This window comes from Ochrobactrum sp. Marseille-Q0166 (assembly GCF_014397025.1).
Lineage (GTDB): Bacteria > Pseudomonadota > Alphaproteobacteria > Rhizobiales > Rhizobiaceae > Brucella.
This window is the reverse complement of the sequence record NZ_JACJUO010000002.1, coordinates 903,059-920,024: the sequence shown is the minus strand read 5'-3', so window position 1 is coordinate 920,024 and position 16,966 is coordinate 903,059. Positions and strand designations below refer to the sequence as shown.

The window sequence follows — 16,966 nt, the reverse complement described above, 5'->3', positions numbered from 1 at the left end:
GATGTCTATTGGCGGAAAAGGCGCGACGGGTTCAGTTGGCAGTGTAATTGATACAGCCACTCAAGTATTCACCTCAATCCATGGCGGCAACGGCGATACTGGCGAAACGGGCATCACGAACGTCAACTCTACTGGCGGCGGCGGTGGTGGTGGTGCTGGCATTCAGAGTTCCGCAGCAATTATAATTTTAGGAACAGGCAGTGTTTTTGGGGGGAACGGAACAGCCGGCAGCTTAGTAGCTGGCGGAGGCGGGGGTGTCGGCATATTCTCATCTGCAGACGTTTCCATTGAAGCTGGTGGCATAATCATCGGCGGCAACGGAGGCGGCACCGCGCTTAGCTCTGCCGGCGGGCAAGGCGCTGCAGGAATCATGCTTTCATCCAAATCAACGATTGAAAATAGCGGCACGATAAAAGGTGGCGCAGGAGGGCGCGGAGGGCTCAATTCTGGTGGAGGGGACGGCAGCGCTGCCATTGAAATGCTGGCTGGCGGAAGAATCTTCAATTCTGAAACAGGCATTATTCAAGGCGGCGATGGAGGGATAGGCCGGGCTGGTTTATCAGCAGTAACACCTCTTACACCTGGCACCGGAGGAGCTGGAATAAACGGCGTGAATATAACAATCGTCAACGCCGGATTTATTGGTGCCGGTGCAGGAGGAACAGCTACAGGGTGGACACCGATATCAGATCCGGCCATTCATTTCACCAGCGGTGAAAATACTCTGGCACTGTGGTCTACCTCTACAATCAGCGGTGGCATCCTGGCGAATGGAGATAGTGATCGTCTCATTTTGGCCGGCATCACAGATGGAATATTTGATACCAGTCTTCTCGGAGTTGGACAGCAATATATTGGCTTTGAATCTTTTGAGAAATCCGACTCCTCGGTATGGAACCTGAATAATTCGACCAATGAAGTAACCCCTTGGTTTATTAGCCAAGGAACTTTGTCAATATCAAGCGATCATAGCCTGGGTGACCTTACAGGTATTCTGACGCTCAACGGTGGCACACTGCAAACCACTGCTGATAAAACAACGGGCCGTGACGTCATTTTGACGGGGGGGGGAGGAACGATTGAAACCGCCGTTGGAACCGAATTTTCATCGGCGGGCGTTTTTTTCGGATTCGGTTCATTAAATAAAACAGGTACAGGAAAACTCACATTGTCTGGTGCGAGCACCTATACCGGTGAGACAATAATTGCCGACGGAACGCTATCGCTTTCGGGTGACGGAGACATTTCTCAGTCCAGCCGATTAAATGTTTGGGGAGCTTTCGATATATCAGAAGCAACCGATGTTAGTATTCGCAGTTTGACAGGCGATGGCCTCGTAGAGGTCAACGTAAATTCCCTCACAGTATCACATGCCAACGATACATATTCTGGATCTCTTTCAGGGACAGGTACATTCAAGCTTCTTTCCGGGTCTCAAATATTAGATGGAAATAGTACCACTTACGCTGGGGAGATAAACATAAGCGGAGGAGCCTTGACTGTTGATGGAGTGGTTGGCGGCACCATGAATGTGTTCGGCGGCTTACTACAAGGTAGCGGAACTGTCGGCACTACGACGAACTTCTCCGACGGCACTATTGCGCCCGGCGCTTCAATTGGCGCACTGACTATCAACGGTGATTATCACAGTGAAGGCGGCGCACTCGCAATTGATGCAGAACTCGGCAACGATAATTCGCCAGCAGATCAACTGATCATCACAGGAAATGCTTATCTCGGCGCAGCGAAAACAACCGTCCACGTAACCAACTTAAATGGGTTAGCCGCAACGACAGAAGGCATTAAAATCATCAAAGTGGGAGGTGCATCAGATGATGCATTTTCATTGGAAGGTAATTTCACCACACAAGATGGCGCGCAGGCGGTTGTAGCTGGCGCATATGCTTATCGTCTTCATCAGGGCAATGGCACCACGACGAACGCCAATGATTGGTACTTGCGCTCCGCACTAAAAGAGATACCGACTTCACCAGAAGTCCCTGGCGTTGATACCAATATTCCGGAGTATCAGCCAGGTGTAGTGATCTATGAGGCATACCCGCAAATCCTTCAAGGCTTGAACCAAGCTTCCTCGTTGCAACAGCGCATAAGTAAACGCGTCTGGTTCAACAACGGAAATCGTTCGATCTCGAATGAACCTGACAATATTAACCCGACCTACGCCACGCCAAGAAACTCCAACATAGCAATCGAGACGAATGGCATCTGGGCACGTATGGAAGGAGCTCTTAATCATGTTAACTCCCACTCGTCTACGACAGGCGCAGATTACCGCCAAAATTATATAAAACTACAAACCGGGATCGAAGGCCTTCTGACCGAACCAGCTGGTGGCAGTCTTTTAGGCGGCGTGATACTGCAATATGTTCACAGCAAAGCGGATGTAAAATCCCGCAATTATGCAAACGGTGACATATCTACGGATGGCTATGGCTTAGGCGGAACGTTGACTTGGTATAGCAACGGCGGTTTCTATATCGATGGCCAAGTTCAAACAACATGGTATAAAAGCGATTTGACTACACAAGCAATTGGTGCTCCGTCATTGCAAAACGGAAACAATGGCTTTGGATATACGTTATCCATCGAAGCTGGTCAGTACATCGAAATGTCATCTAGCTGGTCTGTCAACCCGCAAACTCAGCTCGTTTATTCCAATATTGCCTTCGACGACTTTGTAGATGGCTTTGGATCAAATGTTTCCCTCAATAAAGGAGACAGGTTGCAGAGCCGATTTGGTTTATCACTTAACAATGAAATTTTCTGGTAGAATAAATTCGGCATGATGAACCGCATGAATATTTATGGTATTTTCAATATATACTATGATTTTATCAAAGAAAGCTCTCTCGATGTTTCCGGAATTCGAATTTCAAGTGCGCAACAATCTTCTTGGGGAGGAATTGAAATAGGTGGATCTTATAACTGGGATAATAATAAGTATTCGCTTTATGGTGAAGGATAAATAAATTCCGGTATTAGAAGATTTGGCAATAATTATAATATTATCGGAAACATAGGAATTCGAGTAAAATGGTAAATAAAAAAATATATAATAATGCGCATTCAATTATGCATGAATATATTCTATTTTTATTAATTTTATATATAAATATACTTCATAAGGCAGATTTTCGACGTCAAATCTCATATGTATAGATTTTGTATAAAGCATGAATGGTAATAGCAAAAACCTGCTTATTGCCATTCAGTTCATGTCGCGATACTCAACCAGCCAGTGAATAGTGCATTTTCTATTCAGTGGATTACAAGATCGCGAAGAGGCACAAAGGGTGATTATTCGTTTCGAAAAGGCATGCGTTAAGTATCAAGAACATACTGCGCTTCACCCGGTAACTCTATCCATATCTGAAAAGCGAATAGGTATTGTTGGCCTAAACGGATCCGGAAAATCCACCTTTTCACGCCTTATAGCAGGCCTCGAAAAGGCATCATCCGGAAAAATCACGCTCGAAGATACGCGTTCGCATCGCTGCGTAGGCTATATCTTTCAAACCCCTGCGAACCAGATCATAATGCCTATCGTACAAGATGATATTGAATTTGGTCTCAGAAAGCTTGTAGTTGATAAAAGTTTACGTGCGGAGATGTGTAAAACTGTACTTTCAAGGTTAAATTCAGAATATCTCGCCTCCCGTCGGGTGCATGAGCTTTCTGGTGGTGAGCTACAACTCGCAGCATTAGCATCAGTCCTCGTGACGGAACCGGAGTTGATTATTTTTGATGAGCCAACCAATCAGCTTGATTTAAGAAACCGTGGAAAGGTCGAGCGAATAATTAATGCACTACCGCAACAAACGATTGTCATAACTCACGATCTGTCGCTCGTTGAATCATATGATCGTGTGCTGGTCTTTCATGAAGGTCGGATAGTTGAGGATGCCCATCCCTCTATCGCGATAGCTAAATACTTGGAAATAGCAAATTGATCCGCTCTCTTTACATTGATGGCACCGGATTTCTATACCGTACAAATATCAAACTGAAATTAGTTTCGCTTTTTGCGATAGGAGCCGCTATATTTATTTCCAAAAGTATTTTAATACTAACTATAGTCTTTATTTTCGGTGGAATTTTATATTTCTCAATTTCGCAATCATTTATACAGGCTATACAGCGCTTAATTCCTATATTTTTAACCATTGTTCTGGTTGCCTTTTTTAGTTTTTTGGTTGGAACCTTTGAACAGGCAGCTCTTCAATTACTGCGGCTAACAAGTTTAATGCTGCTCGCTGCAACGATAACTGCAACGACCAAAATAGGCGATTTTGTTCAAGCGATTACAGATTTTTCAAAGCCTATCGAACGCATGGGCTTAGGAAATGCGGAAGATATTGGTCTTGCGCTGGGATTGGTTTTACGATTTGTACCAGAAATCTTGACACGGTATGAAGCAATACGAGACGCACACAAAGCGCGCGGCTTGAAATTGCGAATGTTCACAATACTGCCATCGCTTATCATATTAACTTTGCAGCAAGCCGATCAGATAGCACAGGCTATTGATGCAAGAAACTTGCGATAACGCCTTAAAATTATCGAAGCGGAAAATGAACCTATGAATACCAAAGATCTTGTTTTTGTTTCTTTATTTGCTGCCATTATAGTGGCCTTAGGCTTAATACCACCCATAACACTTGGCTTTGTTCCGGTGCCAATCACCGCACAGTCATTTGGCGTTATGCTCGCAGGGATGGTACTTGGGGCAAAGCGTGGTGTGGTCGCCGTGTTGCTTGTGGTGGCTCTCGTAACGATCGGGATGCCTGTACTATCCGGCGGCAGAGGCGGACTAGCCGTTTATGCGGGTCCTACTGTTGGCTTTTTTATCGGTTGGCTTCCTGCTGTGTTGACTACCGGCTTTCTAGCTCAACGCCTTATAAAGCGATCCCAGTCTAGTTTAATACAACTGTTTGGCTTTGCATTTGCATCAATTTTCGGCTGCATCTTGGTACTATATTTGACCGGAATTATCGGCATTATGGCTATAACCGGCCTTTCTTTCGACAAGGCATTAATCGGCTCTATGATATTCGTACCTGGCGACCTGATTAAAGCGATATTAGCCGCTGTTGTTGCCCGATCAGTTTATACAAACTACCCCTTGCTCCCCAAGGAAATTTAACAGTGACAAATTAACTGGCCAAAATGCTTAATTAAAAGATCGTCAGTTATATACCAGTTTATATTTCGCTGATACGGATGTGATCGCTATTGATGGGTAACAGCTATATGTCGCGATCACATCCAACATTATCACCGTCAAGCGTTATCATACTTGGCGGAGCTCATGGCTCTCTGGCATTAGCGAGGAGCTTGGCGGTACTCAAAATACCGGTATTCTACATCACAAATGACTATCCATTAGCTCGATGGTCACGACACATTAAGAAAAGCATTCGATGGTCCGGACCGCAAACGGCCTGTGCAACCGAAGAACTCCTTAAGATTGCTGAATTATACAAGCTGAGAGGCGCACTGCTGATACCCGCCAGTGATCAGGACGTAAAGTTTGTGTCACAGAATACTGATGTTCTTGCAACACGATTTATTCTCATGACACCAGAGTGGGAACGATTGAAGTGGCTTTGCGACAAGCCTAATCTTTATAGACGCGCAGACGAACTACAAATTGCTCATCCAATGACTTATCATCTGACATCTTACGACGACGTTTATAAAAAAGACTTTCATTTTCCGATCGTTCTCAAACCCAATATGGGCGGTGGCGACAGCGCGCTAGCTAAAGCCAAAGTGTTAAAAGTCGACGATAAACCTTCCTTCATTAAGGTTTTTCAAACGGCAACTCGGGAAATCGGCTTAGAAAAGATCGTAATTCAACGCCTAATTCCCGGCGATGGTGACACGCAGCTTTCCTACGCAGCTTTTTGGCACGACGGTAGACCCGTTGGCGAGTTTACAGCTCGAAGAAGCCGTCAATACCCTGTGGACTTTGGTTTCACCAGCACGTTTGTTGAAACGATAAATGCTCCAGAAGCCATAACATCGGCACGCAAAATATTAAGTTCAGTTCGCTATAGTGGACTGGTGGAGGTGGAATTCAAGCGAGATCCTACCAACGGAATGCTTAATATTCTGGATGTAAACCCCCGTCCCTGGTCATGGTTCGCATTGAGCGGCGCAACCGGCATGAACATAACGCAAATGATGTGGGACGTTATGAATAATCGGCAAGAAAAGCCTGCATTGCCAGCTCATTCCGAAGCCGCCTGGATGTATCTATCTCGTGATCTTGTCGCTGCGGTTATTCTTATGATGAGAGGAAAGTTACGGATTAGAGAATATCTTGCTTCATTACTCAGAGTCCGCGCATGGGCAGCATTTTCCTGGAGCGATCTGAAACCCGGTATTGTTGATCTTCCCATAACAATATTTCGAGTTATAAAGCGACGAATTTACAATAAATAACAACAATCTTCAGAGCAGGAAACGCCGGATGTTGCCGCTAAGTGTCTTCAAAAATGCTCTAAAATACTGCACTATACGCATTGGCTTGGAAATCACTTCTATTCCACTGCTTAGCCATTTTTTTCCGAGCGCAAGCGGGCGTGGCGTGATATTTACTCTTCATCATGTCCGTCCTACCAAGGCAGCTGATTTTGATCCCAACGATATTCTTTCAATCACACCAGAATTTCTCGAAGTTGCTATTTGCGCTGCCCAAGAGCGGGGTCTAATTCCTGTTCATTTGCATGATATACCGGCACTGCTAAGCGACCCGACGGACAACCGTAAATTTTTCGCCTTCACACTAGACGATGGATATAAGAATAACGCCGAATTTGCTGCCCCTGTGTTTCGTAAATTCAATATCCCTTATACCGTTTTCATCACTCCAGGCTTCGTTAGTCGCACCAGAACAATTTGGTGGGAAACAGCAGCCAGGCTAACACAAGAAGTTACCTCTTTTTCCTTTGACTTTGGCACTGGCATTGAAAACGTACGTTGCAAAACTCGTACTGACAAATCGACAGCTTTCCGTCGTTTAGCTGATTTCGTTCAATCAATTGACGAAGACCTCGCCGTGCAAAAGATCGACGATGCTGCGAAATCTTGCCAAATTAATCCGCTGGCAATTGTAGATGAACTCGTGATGACAGAGTTAGACATCAAATCGCTTGCAAGCGATCCGTTGGCTCACATAGGTGCGCATACTATAAATCATGTAAACCTGAGACGCATCAGCCCCCGGCGCTTAAAGCGGGAGGTCGAAAATTCTATATCTCAAGTGCAGAAGATCACTGGGCAGCGTCCCCTTTCCTTCGCTTATCCATATGGTTGGAAAACGGCAGTCAGCCAACATCAGACGACCGCAGTTGCCGCGGCAGGCATTCGTGCAGCAGTCACAACGCAACCGGGCGTATTAACACTTGATGGTCTTAAAAGACCAGAAGAACTTCCACGCATATCCCTGAATGGTAAATACCAAAAACGTCGTTATGTTAATTCTTTGATGTCTGGGTTGCCATTCATATTATTTAATCGAAAATAATTAAAACAAAAAAATTATATAACATTCGGACCTTATTAAAATATGTTGTTTTCTTATAAACGTTATATTTTTATTTCTAATTGGCTTTTCAAATAACCACGCAAGAATACAATTCAAATCGCGGTAAACTGCATTCCCACACCCGTCTTTGCCTCCACACTCCTCACCGATTTTAACTCTACCTGTTATTTTGCCCACTCGTTGTTTCACTTGAATGACATATTTGCAGGCTGATAAGCGACACAACGAATCGGTTAACGGATGAATTGAGAGTCGAATTTAGACGCCTTCATATTGAGAATATCACATCGCAAGCTATTCAGATTTACCTCATCGAAACAGGTTGCCAACCAGCATAATGCGATGAGTTTCATTATCAATTGAGCAATTGCTCAACTTTATAGAGGTCACAATGTCCCCGCAATTGCTGGCAATGGTGCTAGCCCCCCTTCTCGGACTATTTATTGTCAGCATCGGAAATGGCTTTCTCTCTTCTCTAACAACACTGAGACTAGATGCTGAAGGCACATCTGCGACCGTCATCGGCATTGTGTCGTCTGCTTACTTTGTTGGGCTCACTTTAGGTGAACTTTTTCAGGGCCGACTGATCGTCCGTATTGGCCACATACGTGCATATAGCAGCTTCGCCTATCTGATTGCTGTTAGCGTTCTCTTGCAGGGAATGTATTTTAACGAATGGTTCTGGTTTGCGTTAAGGCTTTTATACGGATGGGCCGCTATTGGTGTTTTCCTAGTTATCGAGAGTTGGCTGTTGCTGGCATCAGACGAAAAAAATAGGAGGCCGTATTCTTGCTTTATACATGATTGCTTTCTATAGCTCCGCGATAATTGGACAAGCATTCCTCGGAACTATCAATGCGAGGGGTAATGTAGCGCCATTTATGGTGGCTGGTATACTAGCATCCTTATCCGTCTTGCCTATCGTCATCTTACCTAAAATTGCCCCAGTCGTTGAGCGTGCGGCACCAATCAACCATATTGAGTTGCTGCGTATGACACCAAGCGGCGTTATTGGCTGCTTTGGTTCGGGTTATAGCAATCGCTGCTGTTTATTCACTGTTGCCCCTCTATCTCCAGCGCATTGGGCTGAACGTGGGTGAAGTGGGAACGATGATGGCAAGCGTCATTCTTGGTGCAATGGTGCTACAATATCCGGTAGGACGATGGTCCGACAGACAAGATAGACGCATAATCCTTATAACTCTCAATATTTGTTGCGTTCTTCTATCTGCTGCCGTTATTATTTTACCACCTTCTTCATCGTTCTTCATTTTTACGTTATTCTTACTCAGCGGCTGTATATTTGCGATCTATCCAGTTGCAATCAGCTTCTCAGCAGACAGTACGTCTGCAGATTCACTCGTACGCATGATACAAGGCATGCTCCTCATCAATTCACTTGGCTCGATGCTAAGTCCGCTAGTCATATCACCGATTATGGCGAGTTTTGGTGTGTCAGGCTTCTTCTGGTCGCTTAGCGCTTTAAATATTCTGATGGCGGCATTTTTCATGTTGTGAAAGGGAACGCGTCCAGACTCCACACCATCTGCACCATTTGCTCCAGCCACGCAGTACACACCTATTGGCGCTGAACTACGCGTCACAGGAGAGATGATTCAAGGCGCTATTGACGTCGAAAATGAAGATGAGACTTCAATAACAGTCAGGCAAACCCTTAGTCAGCATTCTGATATTCTGCCTTAAGCCTCAGCACCAGAGCTATCTATCATAAAATATTGGCTACATTATGTTTTCGCGTAGCCAATATTTAAAATTTACTTATTAATATTTATTACATCTAGAAAATGTTTAAAAAATAATTTAATGACATGGTACATCTATCAAAAATAAAAAATCCGAAATAAAATTCATCGCAAGCCGCGCTGAGATTGATTTCCTGAAATTCAACATGTTTTTATTAACATAATAAATATACATCTTATAAAAATACAGTTTATAATAATATTATTGCAATATCAAAATTTATAACATCACGAAGAGCAAACTATCAACTCAACTCCAGCGTCTTCGATCATTTTTGCATTTGCATCAGAAATACCATCATCCGTGATAAGTGTGCTGATGCGATTAAAGGTCAGGGCACGAAGTCGCGGGCGTGCGAAGAACTTGGAGCTATCAGCTAAAACAACAACTTCGCTTGCTCGCCCAACGACCATATCAATAACGCGGACAAGAAGCGGATTATTCTCCAGCAAGCCCTCGTTGTCTATTCCAAGCGTGCCCAGGAAATATCGGGACACGTAAAATTCTTCAGTCCATAGCTGTGGAGAATAGAAGATTGCAGGCTCCCGATGCAAATCTCCACCCAGCACGTGCAGGTTACATGTCGAACTGTTCCATATCGTATCTGCTACTGCAACCGAATTGGTGATGACCTTGAGGCTTTTGGTAGCGAGTTTTCGCGAGAATAGAGAACAGGTTGTTCCACCATGTATGAAAATTGTATCGCCATCGTTGCAATACTCCGCAGCAGCGCTTGCGATCGCTTCCTTCTGCGCCACATTGATAACTTGATTTTCGATATAGGGCTTTGAACGGCCTGAAGCCGAGCTTAAATTGTCAGCAGTTGTAATGCCGCCGTGCACCTTGCGTATAGCGCCCTGCTCGTTGAGTTTGGCTATATCGCGGCGAACTGTGGCTGGTGAGACGTCCAGCAGATCAACGATATCATTAACACTCGCGAACTGCGATGTTGCAAGAATTCGTAGAATAGCTTCCTGACGCTCGAGTTCGTTCACGCTGTTTTCCCTATCAATTTTGTCTTCAACTTTATCATGGCGATAGGCGCAATAAAATCCACTGGAATTGCTTCGATCTGCCTTAGAGCGCATCCCGAAAAATGTGAAACGGTTTTCAAATGAAGATGCGCGTTAAAACAATGATTTAGAGTGCCGGTCTGATGCATTCGGATCGAAACGCACTCTAAACTTTGCGGCGCATTCTTTTCAAGGCAGGGAGAACTTCTGCCAGATTGACTTGCCTACCTTCACCAAAACCAAAATAAAGATTCTGGTAAATTCCAAACAATTTCTCGTAAGTCGCCGTAGCCGCAGGGCGCGGGTCGATAGTGCGCATTGGTAAGCATAAGCTATCCTGTGCCTCTTCAATTGATGAAAATGCCCCGGCAGCCAAACCAGCAAAAATGCCAGAACCAAGGCCTGTGGGTGCCCCGTCCGGCACAAGCACCGGACAACCCAATACATCGGCGTAAATCTGATTGAGCATTTCGTTTCTCTGCGGAATACCTCCACCGTTAATAACACGCTTGATAGGGATACCGCCGCTTCGTATGCGGTCTAAAATGATGCGCGTATGAAAGGCAGTTCCTTCAATTGCGGCATGTAGTTCGTCTGCGGCTGTGTGATTGATATCCCATCCAAGTGTTACGCCGCCAAGATCAGAACGAACAAGAACCGTTCGATCGCCATTATCCCATGTCAGCCGGAGAAGGCCTGTTTCACCGGGCCCATATTTTTCAATTTCTTTGGAAAGAGTGGCGACGTCGCTGCCTGCGCGGCGCGCAATGGCTTCAAAAAGATCGCCTGTAGCGGAAAGCCCCGCCTCGACACCCATATGATTGGGATGAACACTGCCGGGCACAAGGCCGCAAAGGCCGGGAACAACTCCGCAATCTTCCGGCCCAAGCGCGATAATACACGTCGATGTTCCAACAACATTGACGACGTCCCCCATCCGGCAACCAGCACCAATTGCATCCCAATGGGCATCCAAGGCCCCAACAGGGACTGGAATACCAGTACGGAGACCTAACTGCTCGGCCCAATAGGGTATCAGATGACCAGCGATCTGATCGGATCCCTTATATTCCCCGGCCAGTTTCGCATTAATGCCATCGAAAAGTGGATCGACCCGCGTAAGAAAATCCTGCGGGGGCAGACCGCCCCAAGCTTTTCCCCACATCCACTTGTGTCCCATAGCGCAGATACTGCGCACAACCTTATTAACGTCTGTAACACCACAGAGAGTGGCAGCTAGCATATCACAATGTTCGAAAGCACTTGCAAAGCGATCCCGCTTGTCCGGGTTATGGCGCAGGAAATGGAGTACTTTCGCATAGCCCCATTCATGAGAATAAACGCCACCACACCACTTAATAGCCTCTATGCCTTCGCGATGGGCTGCTTCCGTAATTTCTGAGGCTTCCGTGTGAGCACGATGGTCACACCAGAGATAGTAGTCAGCGAGAGGCTTGAGCGCTTTATCGACCATCACCACACTGGAACCCGTGGTATCACACGCCAAAGCTTCTACAGATTCACCATCGATATCTGCGCGGGCGATTGCTTCGCGGACAGCAATTACGAGCGCATTCATGTGATCGTCATGCGACTGCGTCGCCAGATCGGGATCTGACGGGGACCTTTTTAGCGGATAGCTGCTAGACGCATTCGATAAAATACCCCTCACAGAATCGACGACGGTTGCACGCACGCTCAATGTGCCGAAATCGACACCGATAACAACGCTCATAAGATTTCCTCCACTCTCAGGCCAGGGACGCATTCATTTGGCGGAACTGCGTCCGAGCCTAGGACAGACGCTTACTGTCCATAACTGGCGTTGTCACCATGCTTGCGAAGATAATGCCTGTCCAGAAGGCTTTGCGAAATCGGCTGGGCATCTGGATTAAGTGAAATCGTATGCCATGCAAGACGGGCAACTTCCTCTAAAATAAGTGCATTGTGCACCGCGTCTGCCGGTCCATCCCCCCAGGCAAACGGACCATGCCCGGCTACAAGAGCTGCGGGTATAGACATTGGATCATAATTTCCCAGTGCCTCGATAACAACGCAGCCAGTCGCCTCCACGTAGCGGTCCCGAATTTCTTCTTCAGTAAGAGGCCGTGTGACAGGAATTGTGCCGTGAAAATAATCAGCATGGGTTGTGCCATAGGGAGGAATGGGACGTTGGCTCTGCGCAAAAATCGTCGCATAAGTCGAATGTGTATGCACAACCGCACCAATTGCCGGAACAGCCTTGTAAAGTACGAGATGGGTAAGAAGATCCGAAGAAGCCTTGAGATGACCTTCCACAACATGGCCTTCCAGATCCGTTACAACCAGATCATTGAGAGACAGCTTTTCGTATTCAACACCGCTAGGCTTTATAACGACGAGACCGGCATCCCTGTCTATCCCGCTGACATTGCCAAATGTTGAAAGGACCAGTCCTTCGCGAACCGTTGCAAGGTTCGCTTCAAGGACGGCCTCTTTAAGTTCATTCAGACCCATAATACTACCGCTTAAAGTATGAGGATGACACAGCCAGAACCATGATCGAATTCAATCATCCGATGATGCGGGCGAGGTATTCGCGGTTGAGCTTAACAGCGGCTGCAGGATCAAGACCTGCTTCATCCGACTCTTCTTCCCCTATCACCCATCCATCAAAACCGATCTTATCATGGAGATGTGCGATAACGCCCGGTATGTCACAATCACCGGCACCCATCATTTTCCATTTTCCAGCCTGAGAAGCGTCTTTGAGATGCACATAGGCAATGCGGTCTTGGAAGAGTAACAAAGTTTCCAGAATGTCCTGCGAACCACGAATAATATGGCCCGTATCAGGAACCCATTTAACGAGTTTCGGGTCAGTTGCCGCCATAATCGCTTCATATTGCTCTCGTGTCACGACAACAGAGCCGTGATGGCTGCTTGGATGGAATGCGACGGGAATACCGCGTGCTCTGCCCATCTCGCCAGCACGATTGAAAATACGCCCCGCAATCTCAATCGCCTTTGCATCGCCTATACCGCGATGATCTGTCGGGCACCCCAAAGACAGGACGGTTCCTGGAAATTTTGCGATAAAATCCATCGCCGAAGAGATGGCAGCGAGCTCGTCGTCTGTCTTTTCTTCTACGGTAAATCCGCTCGGCGTAGAGAAGGCATACGCCACGAAAGTCAAACCCTGTTCAGACAAAAGGCGCTTAAAGCTTTCCGCATCGCGGTCGTAACCGCCTATCATATTGTTTGTGATCTCTATCCCTGCATAGCCGGCCGCGCCGATTGCCCGGACGACATCGTCAGTGCTGCCCGCCCAATCGTCTCCGAGCATTTCCCAGGTGAATGTTTGACAACCTATCCGCATTTAAAATCCTCCTCCAAGGACGGGCAAAAATAATCCCATAATGATTATTATTGATCTTATTAGACGGTTTTGCATAGTTTTACACGTCAAAGTCAATGAAATTTTCTCAATTGACAAAATTTCCCTCACTGATATGACAATATTTGATCGTAAATAGTCAAATACTGCTGCGATCGGGAGAAGCCGGCCTATTAGGAGATGGGCGGGGATCGTTTTTTGGGAGGAACATATGAATAGATTTAAAAAACTGGCTCTCGCCAGCGCTGCTGCCTGCGCTCTTATGGCAACCCCTGCTGCGGCCAAAGACATTGTAGGTCTGATCACGAAAACCAATATCAATCCATTTTTCGTCAAGATGAAGGAAGGCGCCGAAGCAAAAGCAGCTGAGCTGGGTGTCGAGCTTCGATCATTTGCTGGCCGCATCGATGGAGACAATGAAAGCCAGGTTGAGGCTATCGAAAACCTCATATCCGCAGGCGCCAAGGGCATTTTAATTACGCCTAACGATTCCAAGGCCATTATATCGGCAGTCAAGAAAGCGCGAGATGCTGGAATTATCGTCATCGCGCTCGACACGCCGCTCGATCCTATCGATGCAGCCGATGCAACATTTGCTACAGACAACTTTAAGGCCGGTCAGCTGATTGGTGAATGGGCAAACAAAACGCTCGGTGATGAAGCCGAAAATGCGCGTATCGCCTTCCTTGACGTCAGCAAGCTTGGTTTCACTGTTGATCTCTTGCGCGATCAAGGCTTCATGAAGGGGTTCGGGATCGACATTAAAGATCCGAATGTCATTGGTGACGAAGACGATAAACGCATTGTCGGCCATGAGGCGACTGATGGCAATGAAGAAGGCGGGCGCACAGGCATGGAAAACCTGCTGCAACGCGACCCGACACTCAATGTCGTTTACACAATCGCCGAGCCAGTTGCCGCTGGAGCATATGAAGCGATCAAGGCCGTTGGCGCAGAAAAAGGCATCACGATCACCTCTATCGATGGCGGTTGTCCAGGTGTAGAGAATGTTCGCGCAGGCGTCATTGGCGCAACGTCGATGCAATTTCCGCTGCGCATGGCTGAACTCGGCGTTCAGGCTATCGTCGAGCACGGCAAGACAGGTAAACTTCCGGAAAACACCCCCGGCCTAAAATTCCTGGATACTGGAACGCAGCTTGTTACAGACAAACCAGTAGACGGTCTGGATTCCATTACATCGGAAGAAGCACTCAAGCTCTGCTGGGGTTAGTTATTTGATCTAGGCGAGGTGTCACACACGCCGTCCCCAGATCGCCGTTTCAAAAGCGTGGCGTGATTGAAACTAATCATGCCTCGCATTTTTCCCAACATACGCCTTCGCAGACCGTTGTGGCGAAGTGCGCTTTCCCGGTCTCGCAAGACGTCGGCAGGAGGCGATGCGAAATGAGTCTAACAGGAACCACTCACCCCCAAAACGACGTAGCGTCATTTGAAGAGCAATCACCGAGCTTGTTGCGTCGTTTGCAGCACTTTCTACATAAAAATCCTACTGCGATTCCCGCGATTGTACTTCTGATAGCAGTCGCTCTGTTTTCTATGATTGTGGGGAACAGGTTCTATCATCCGATGAACCTCTCACTCATCATGCAGCAGGTTACGATCATCGGTATCCTGGGAATTGCTCAAACCCTGATTATCCTTACCGCCGGCGTTGATCTTTCCGTTGGGGCAATAATGGTGCTCGCATCCGTTATAATGGGCAAGCTTGCGGTCATTACCGGCCTGCCACCAGCGATGGCTTTCGCGATCGGTATTGCTGCCGGTGCTGGCTGTGGTTTTATAAATGGCTTTCTTGTTACCTATGTTCGCCTTCCGCCATTTATTGTGACACTGGGCACATGGAACATGTTTTTCGCGCTGAACCTCTGGTACTCATCAAGCGCGACCATTCGCTCACAGGATGTTGCGGCGACCGCACCCTTCCTACAATGGCTAAGCACAAGCTTCACGATTGGCGGCGCGCGCTTCACCTACGGTGTTATTTTCCTCATCATACTTGCCATCGTGTTCTGGCATATTCTCAATCGAACAGCATGGGGACGGCATGTTTATGCTGTCGGCGATGACGTGGAAGCTGCCCGCCTCGCAGGTATCCGAACAAACAAAGTGCTGCTGCAGGTTTATGTCGTTGCCGGTATCATTTGCGCACTCGGTGCATGGGCACTGATCGGCCGTATTGGCTCCGTAAGCCCCCAGGCTGGACAGCTCGCCAATCTTGACTCCATCACTGCAGTCGTCATCGGCGGTACAAGTCTTTTTGGTGGTCGCGGGTCTATTCTCGGCACGTTGTTCGGAGCACTTATTGTCGCCGCATCCCGCAATGGTCTTTCTCTCGCTGGGGTAGATGTATTGTGGCAGGACTTTACGGTCGGATTCCTTATCATCATTGCTGTTGCACTTGACCAATGGATCCGGAGGGCTTCTGCATGACCAATGTTCAACCCGTTCTTCAGGCCCGTGGCCTCGTGAAAAAATATGGCAGTGTCACGGCTATTGATGCTGCCGAATTTGACCTCATGCCCGGCGAAATTCTTGCGGTTATCGGTGACAATGGAGCCGGAAAATCCTCACTGATCAAGGCGCTTTCAGGCGCACTTACCCCTGACCATGGCGAAATTCTACTGGATGGAAAGAAAGTCGCATTCCGATCTCCAATGGAGGCACGGGAAGCGGGTATAGAAACCGTCTACCAGAATCTCGCTCTTTCACCGGCACTTTCCATTGCCAACAACATGTTTCTTGGTCGCGAAATTCGCAAGCGCGGCCTCTCCGGCTTGCTGATGCGGACACTTGATACAGTCCAGATGGAGAATATCGCCCGTCAAAAGCTGAGCGAGCTTGGTCTGATGACGATCCAGAAAATCGATCAGACTGTCGAAACGCTTTCTGGCGGTCAGAGACAAGGTATAGCTGTTGCGCGAGCTGCCGCATTCGGTTCCAAGGTTGTGATCATGGATGAACCGACAGCCGCCTTGGGTGTGAAGGAATCGCGTAAAGTTCTCGATCTTATTTTGCGCGTGCGAGAACGCGGCATGCCAATTGTTCTCATTAGCCACAACATGCCACATGTCTTTGAAGTCGCTGATCGCATCCACATTCATCGACTTGGCAAGCGGGCATGTGTCGTCAAATCGACGGATATATCTATGTCGGATGCTGTCGCTATCATGACCGGTGCACAACAACCGCCAGCAACCGCAGCAGCCTGAGGAGAGTGCT

16 protein-coding genes are annotated in these 16,966 nt (G+C 47.2%); 12 read left to right on the top strand and 4 right to left on the bottom strand.

What is annotated here, in order from left to right:
• Window position 1: 1 nt before the first annotated feature.
• From H5024_RS15560 to H5024_RS21180, 9 genes are all read left to right on the top strand, one after another.
• Window positions 2-2,791, top strand: a complete 2,790-nt coding sequence (locus H5024_RS15560; RefSeq protein WP_187548045.1) for an autotransporter outer membrane beta-barrel domain-containing protein — start codon at window positions 2-4, stop codon at window positions 2,789-2,791.
• A gap of 24 nt (window positions 2,792-2,815) precedes the next feature.
• Complete coding sequence (locus H5024_RS15555; protein WP_187548044.1) at window positions 2,816-2,986, top strand: hypothetical protein; 171 nt, start codon at window positions 2,816-2,818, stop codon at window positions 2,984-2,986.
• 328 nt (window positions 2,987-3,314) lie between these two features.
• The gene (locus H5024_RS15550; protein ID WP_187548043.1) at window positions 3,315-3,971 is read left to right on the top strand and encodes an ABC transporter ATP-binding protein; all 657 of its coding nucleotides are present in this window, start codon (window positions 3,315-3,317) and stop codon (window positions 3,969-3,971) included.
• Complete coding sequence (locus H5024_RS15545; RefSeq protein WP_187548648.1) at window positions 3,971-4,567, top strand: energy-coupling factor transporter transmembrane protein EcfT; 597 nt, start codon at window positions 3,971-3,973, stop codon at window positions 4,565-4,567. The genes H5024_RS15550 and H5024_RS15545 overlap by 1 nt, the downstream gene beginning before the upstream one ends.
• Before the next feature lie 33 nt (window positions 4,568-4,600).
• On the top strand, window positions 4,601-5,164 hold the full coding sequence (locus H5024_RS15540) for a biotin transporter BioY (protein WP_187548042.1): 564 nt from the start codon (window positions 4,601-4,603) through the stop codon (window positions 5,162-5,164).
• Window positions 5,165-5,355: 191 nt separating this feature from the next.
• Window positions 5,356-6,468 carry an ATP-grasp domain-containing protein gene (locus H5024_RS15535; RefSeq protein ID WP_247875302.1) on the top strand — a complete coding sequence of 371 codons (1,113 nt, stop codon included), beginning with the start codon at window positions 5,356-5,358 and terminating at the stop codon, window positions 6,466-6,468.
• A 28-nt stretch (window positions 6,469-6,496) separates the two neighbouring features.
• Window positions 6,497-7,552, top strand: a complete 1,056-nt coding sequence (locus H5024_RS15530) for a polysaccharide deacetylase family protein (RefSeq protein ID WP_187548041.1) — start codon at window positions 6,497-6,499, stop codon at window positions 7,550-7,552.
• 412 nt (window positions 7,553-7,964) lie between these two features.
• The gene (locus H5024_RS21185) at window positions 7,965-8,390 is read left to right on the top strand and encodes an MFS transporter (RefSeq protein WP_210309710.1); all 426 of its coding nucleotides are present in this window, start codon (window positions 7,965-7,967) and stop codon (window positions 8,388-8,390) included.
• Window positions 8,391-8,584: 194 nt separating this feature from the next.
• Entirely contained in the window at window positions 8,585-9,091 is a 507-nt protein-coding gene (locus H5024_RS21180; RefSeq protein WP_210309709.1) for an MFS transporter, read from the top strand.
• A gap of 473 nt (window positions 9,092-9,564) precedes the next feature.
• On the opposite strand, the gene H5024_RS15520 is transcribed toward H5024_RS21180, so the two are convergent.
• From H5024_RS15520 to H5024_RS15505, 4 genes are all read right to left on the bottom strand, one after another.
• A complete protein-coding gene (locus tag H5024_RS15520; RefSeq protein WP_187548040.1) occupies window positions 9,565-10,332 on the bottom strand; it encodes a DeoR/GlpR family DNA-binding transcription regulator in 768 nt (255 codons plus the stop codon).
• Window positions 10,333-10,516: 184 nt separating this feature from the next.
• Complete coding sequence (locus tag H5024_RS15515; RefSeq protein ID WP_187548039.1) at window positions 10,517-12,085, bottom strand: ribulokinase; 1,569 nt, start codon at window positions 12,083-12,085, stop codon at window positions 10,517-10,519.
• A gap of 71 nt (window positions 12,086-12,156) precedes the next feature.
• The gene (araD, locus tag H5024_RS15510) at window positions 12,157-12,846 is read right to left on the bottom strand and encodes an L-ribulose-5-phosphate 4-epimerase AraD (protein WP_282186067.1); all 690 of its coding nucleotides are present in this window, start codon (window positions 12,844-12,846) and stop codon (window positions 12,157-12,159) included.
• A gap of 55 nt (window positions 12,847-12,901) precedes the next feature.
• Window positions 12,902-13,708 carry a TIM barrel protein gene (locus H5024_RS15505; protein WP_187548038.1) on the bottom strand — a complete coding sequence of 269 codons (807 nt, stop codon included), beginning with the start codon at window positions 13,706-13,708 and terminating at the stop codon, window positions 12,902-12,904.
• A 280-nt stretch (window positions 13,709-13,988) separates the two neighbouring features.
• On the opposite strand from H5024_RS15505, the gene H5024_RS15500 reads away from it, so the two are divergent.
• The 3 genes from H5024_RS15500 (at window position 13,989) to H5024_RS15490 (ending at window position 16,956) form a co-directional block, all read left to right on the top strand.
• Window positions 13,989-14,957, top strand: a complete 969-nt coding sequence (locus tag H5024_RS15500; protein ID WP_247875363.1) for a sugar ABC transporter substrate-binding protein — start codon at window positions 13,989-13,991, stop codon at window positions 14,955-14,957.
• A 173-nt stretch (window positions 14,958-15,130) separates the two neighbouring features.
• The gene (locus tag H5024_RS15495; protein WP_187548036.1) at window positions 15,131-16,177 is read left to right on the top strand and encodes an ABC transporter permease; all 1,047 of its coding nucleotides are present in this window, start codon (window positions 15,131-15,133) and stop codon (window positions 16,175-16,177) included.
• Window positions 16,174-16,956 (top strand): ATP-binding cassette domain-containing protein, encoded by a 783-nt coding sequence (locus tag H5024_RS15490; RefSeq protein ID WP_187548035.1) that lies wholly within the window; start codon window positions 16,174-16,176, stop codon window positions 16,954-16,956. Before H5024_RS15495 ends, H5024_RS15490 begins: the two co-directional genes overlap by 4 nt.
• Window positions 16,957-16,966: the final 10 nt, after the last annotated feature.

Coding starts and splice junctions, on each gene's coding strand:
- H5024_RS15560 (WP_187548045.1), top strand. CDS start 2: ATGTCTATTGGCGGAAAAGGCGCGACGGGTTCAGTTGGCAGTGTAATT.
- H5024_RS15555 (WP_187548044.1), top strand. CDS start 2,816: ATGAATATTTATGGTATTTTCAATATATACTATGATTTTATCAAAGAA.
- H5024_RS15540 (WP_187548042.1), top strand. CDS start 4,601: ATGAATACCAAAGATCTTGTTTTTGTTTCTTTATTTGCTGCCATTATA.
- H5024_RS15530 (WP_187548041.1), top strand. CDS start 6,497: ATGTTGCCGCTAAGTGTCTTCAAAAATGCTCTAAAATACTGCACTATA.
- H5024_RS21185 (WP_210309710.1), top strand. CDS start 7,965: ATGTCCCCGCAATTGCTGGCAATGGTGCTAGCCCCCCTTCTCGGACTA.
- H5024_RS15515 (WP_187548039.1), bottom strand. CDS start 12,085: ATGAGCGTTGTTATCGGTGTCGATTTCGGCACATTGAGCGTGCGTGCA.
- araD (WP_282186067.1), bottom strand. CDS start 12,846: ATGGGTCTGAATGAACTTAAAGAGGCCGTCCTTGAAGCGAACCTTGCA.
- H5024_RS15505 (WP_187548038.1), bottom strand. CDS start 13,708: ATGCGGATAGGTTGTCAAACATTCACCTGGGAAATGCTCGGAGACGAT.
- H5024_RS15500 (WP_247875363.1), top strand. CDS start 13,989: ATGGCAACCCCTGCTGCGGCCAAAGACATTGTAGGTCTGATCACGAAA.
- H5024_RS15495 (WP_187548036.1), top strand. CDS start 15,131: ATGAGTCTAACAGGAACCACTCACCCCCAAAACGACGTAGCGTCATTT.
- H5024_RS15490 (WP_187548035.1), top strand. CDS start 16,174: ATGACCAATGTTCAACCCGTTCTTCAGGCCCGTGGCCTCGTGAAAAAA.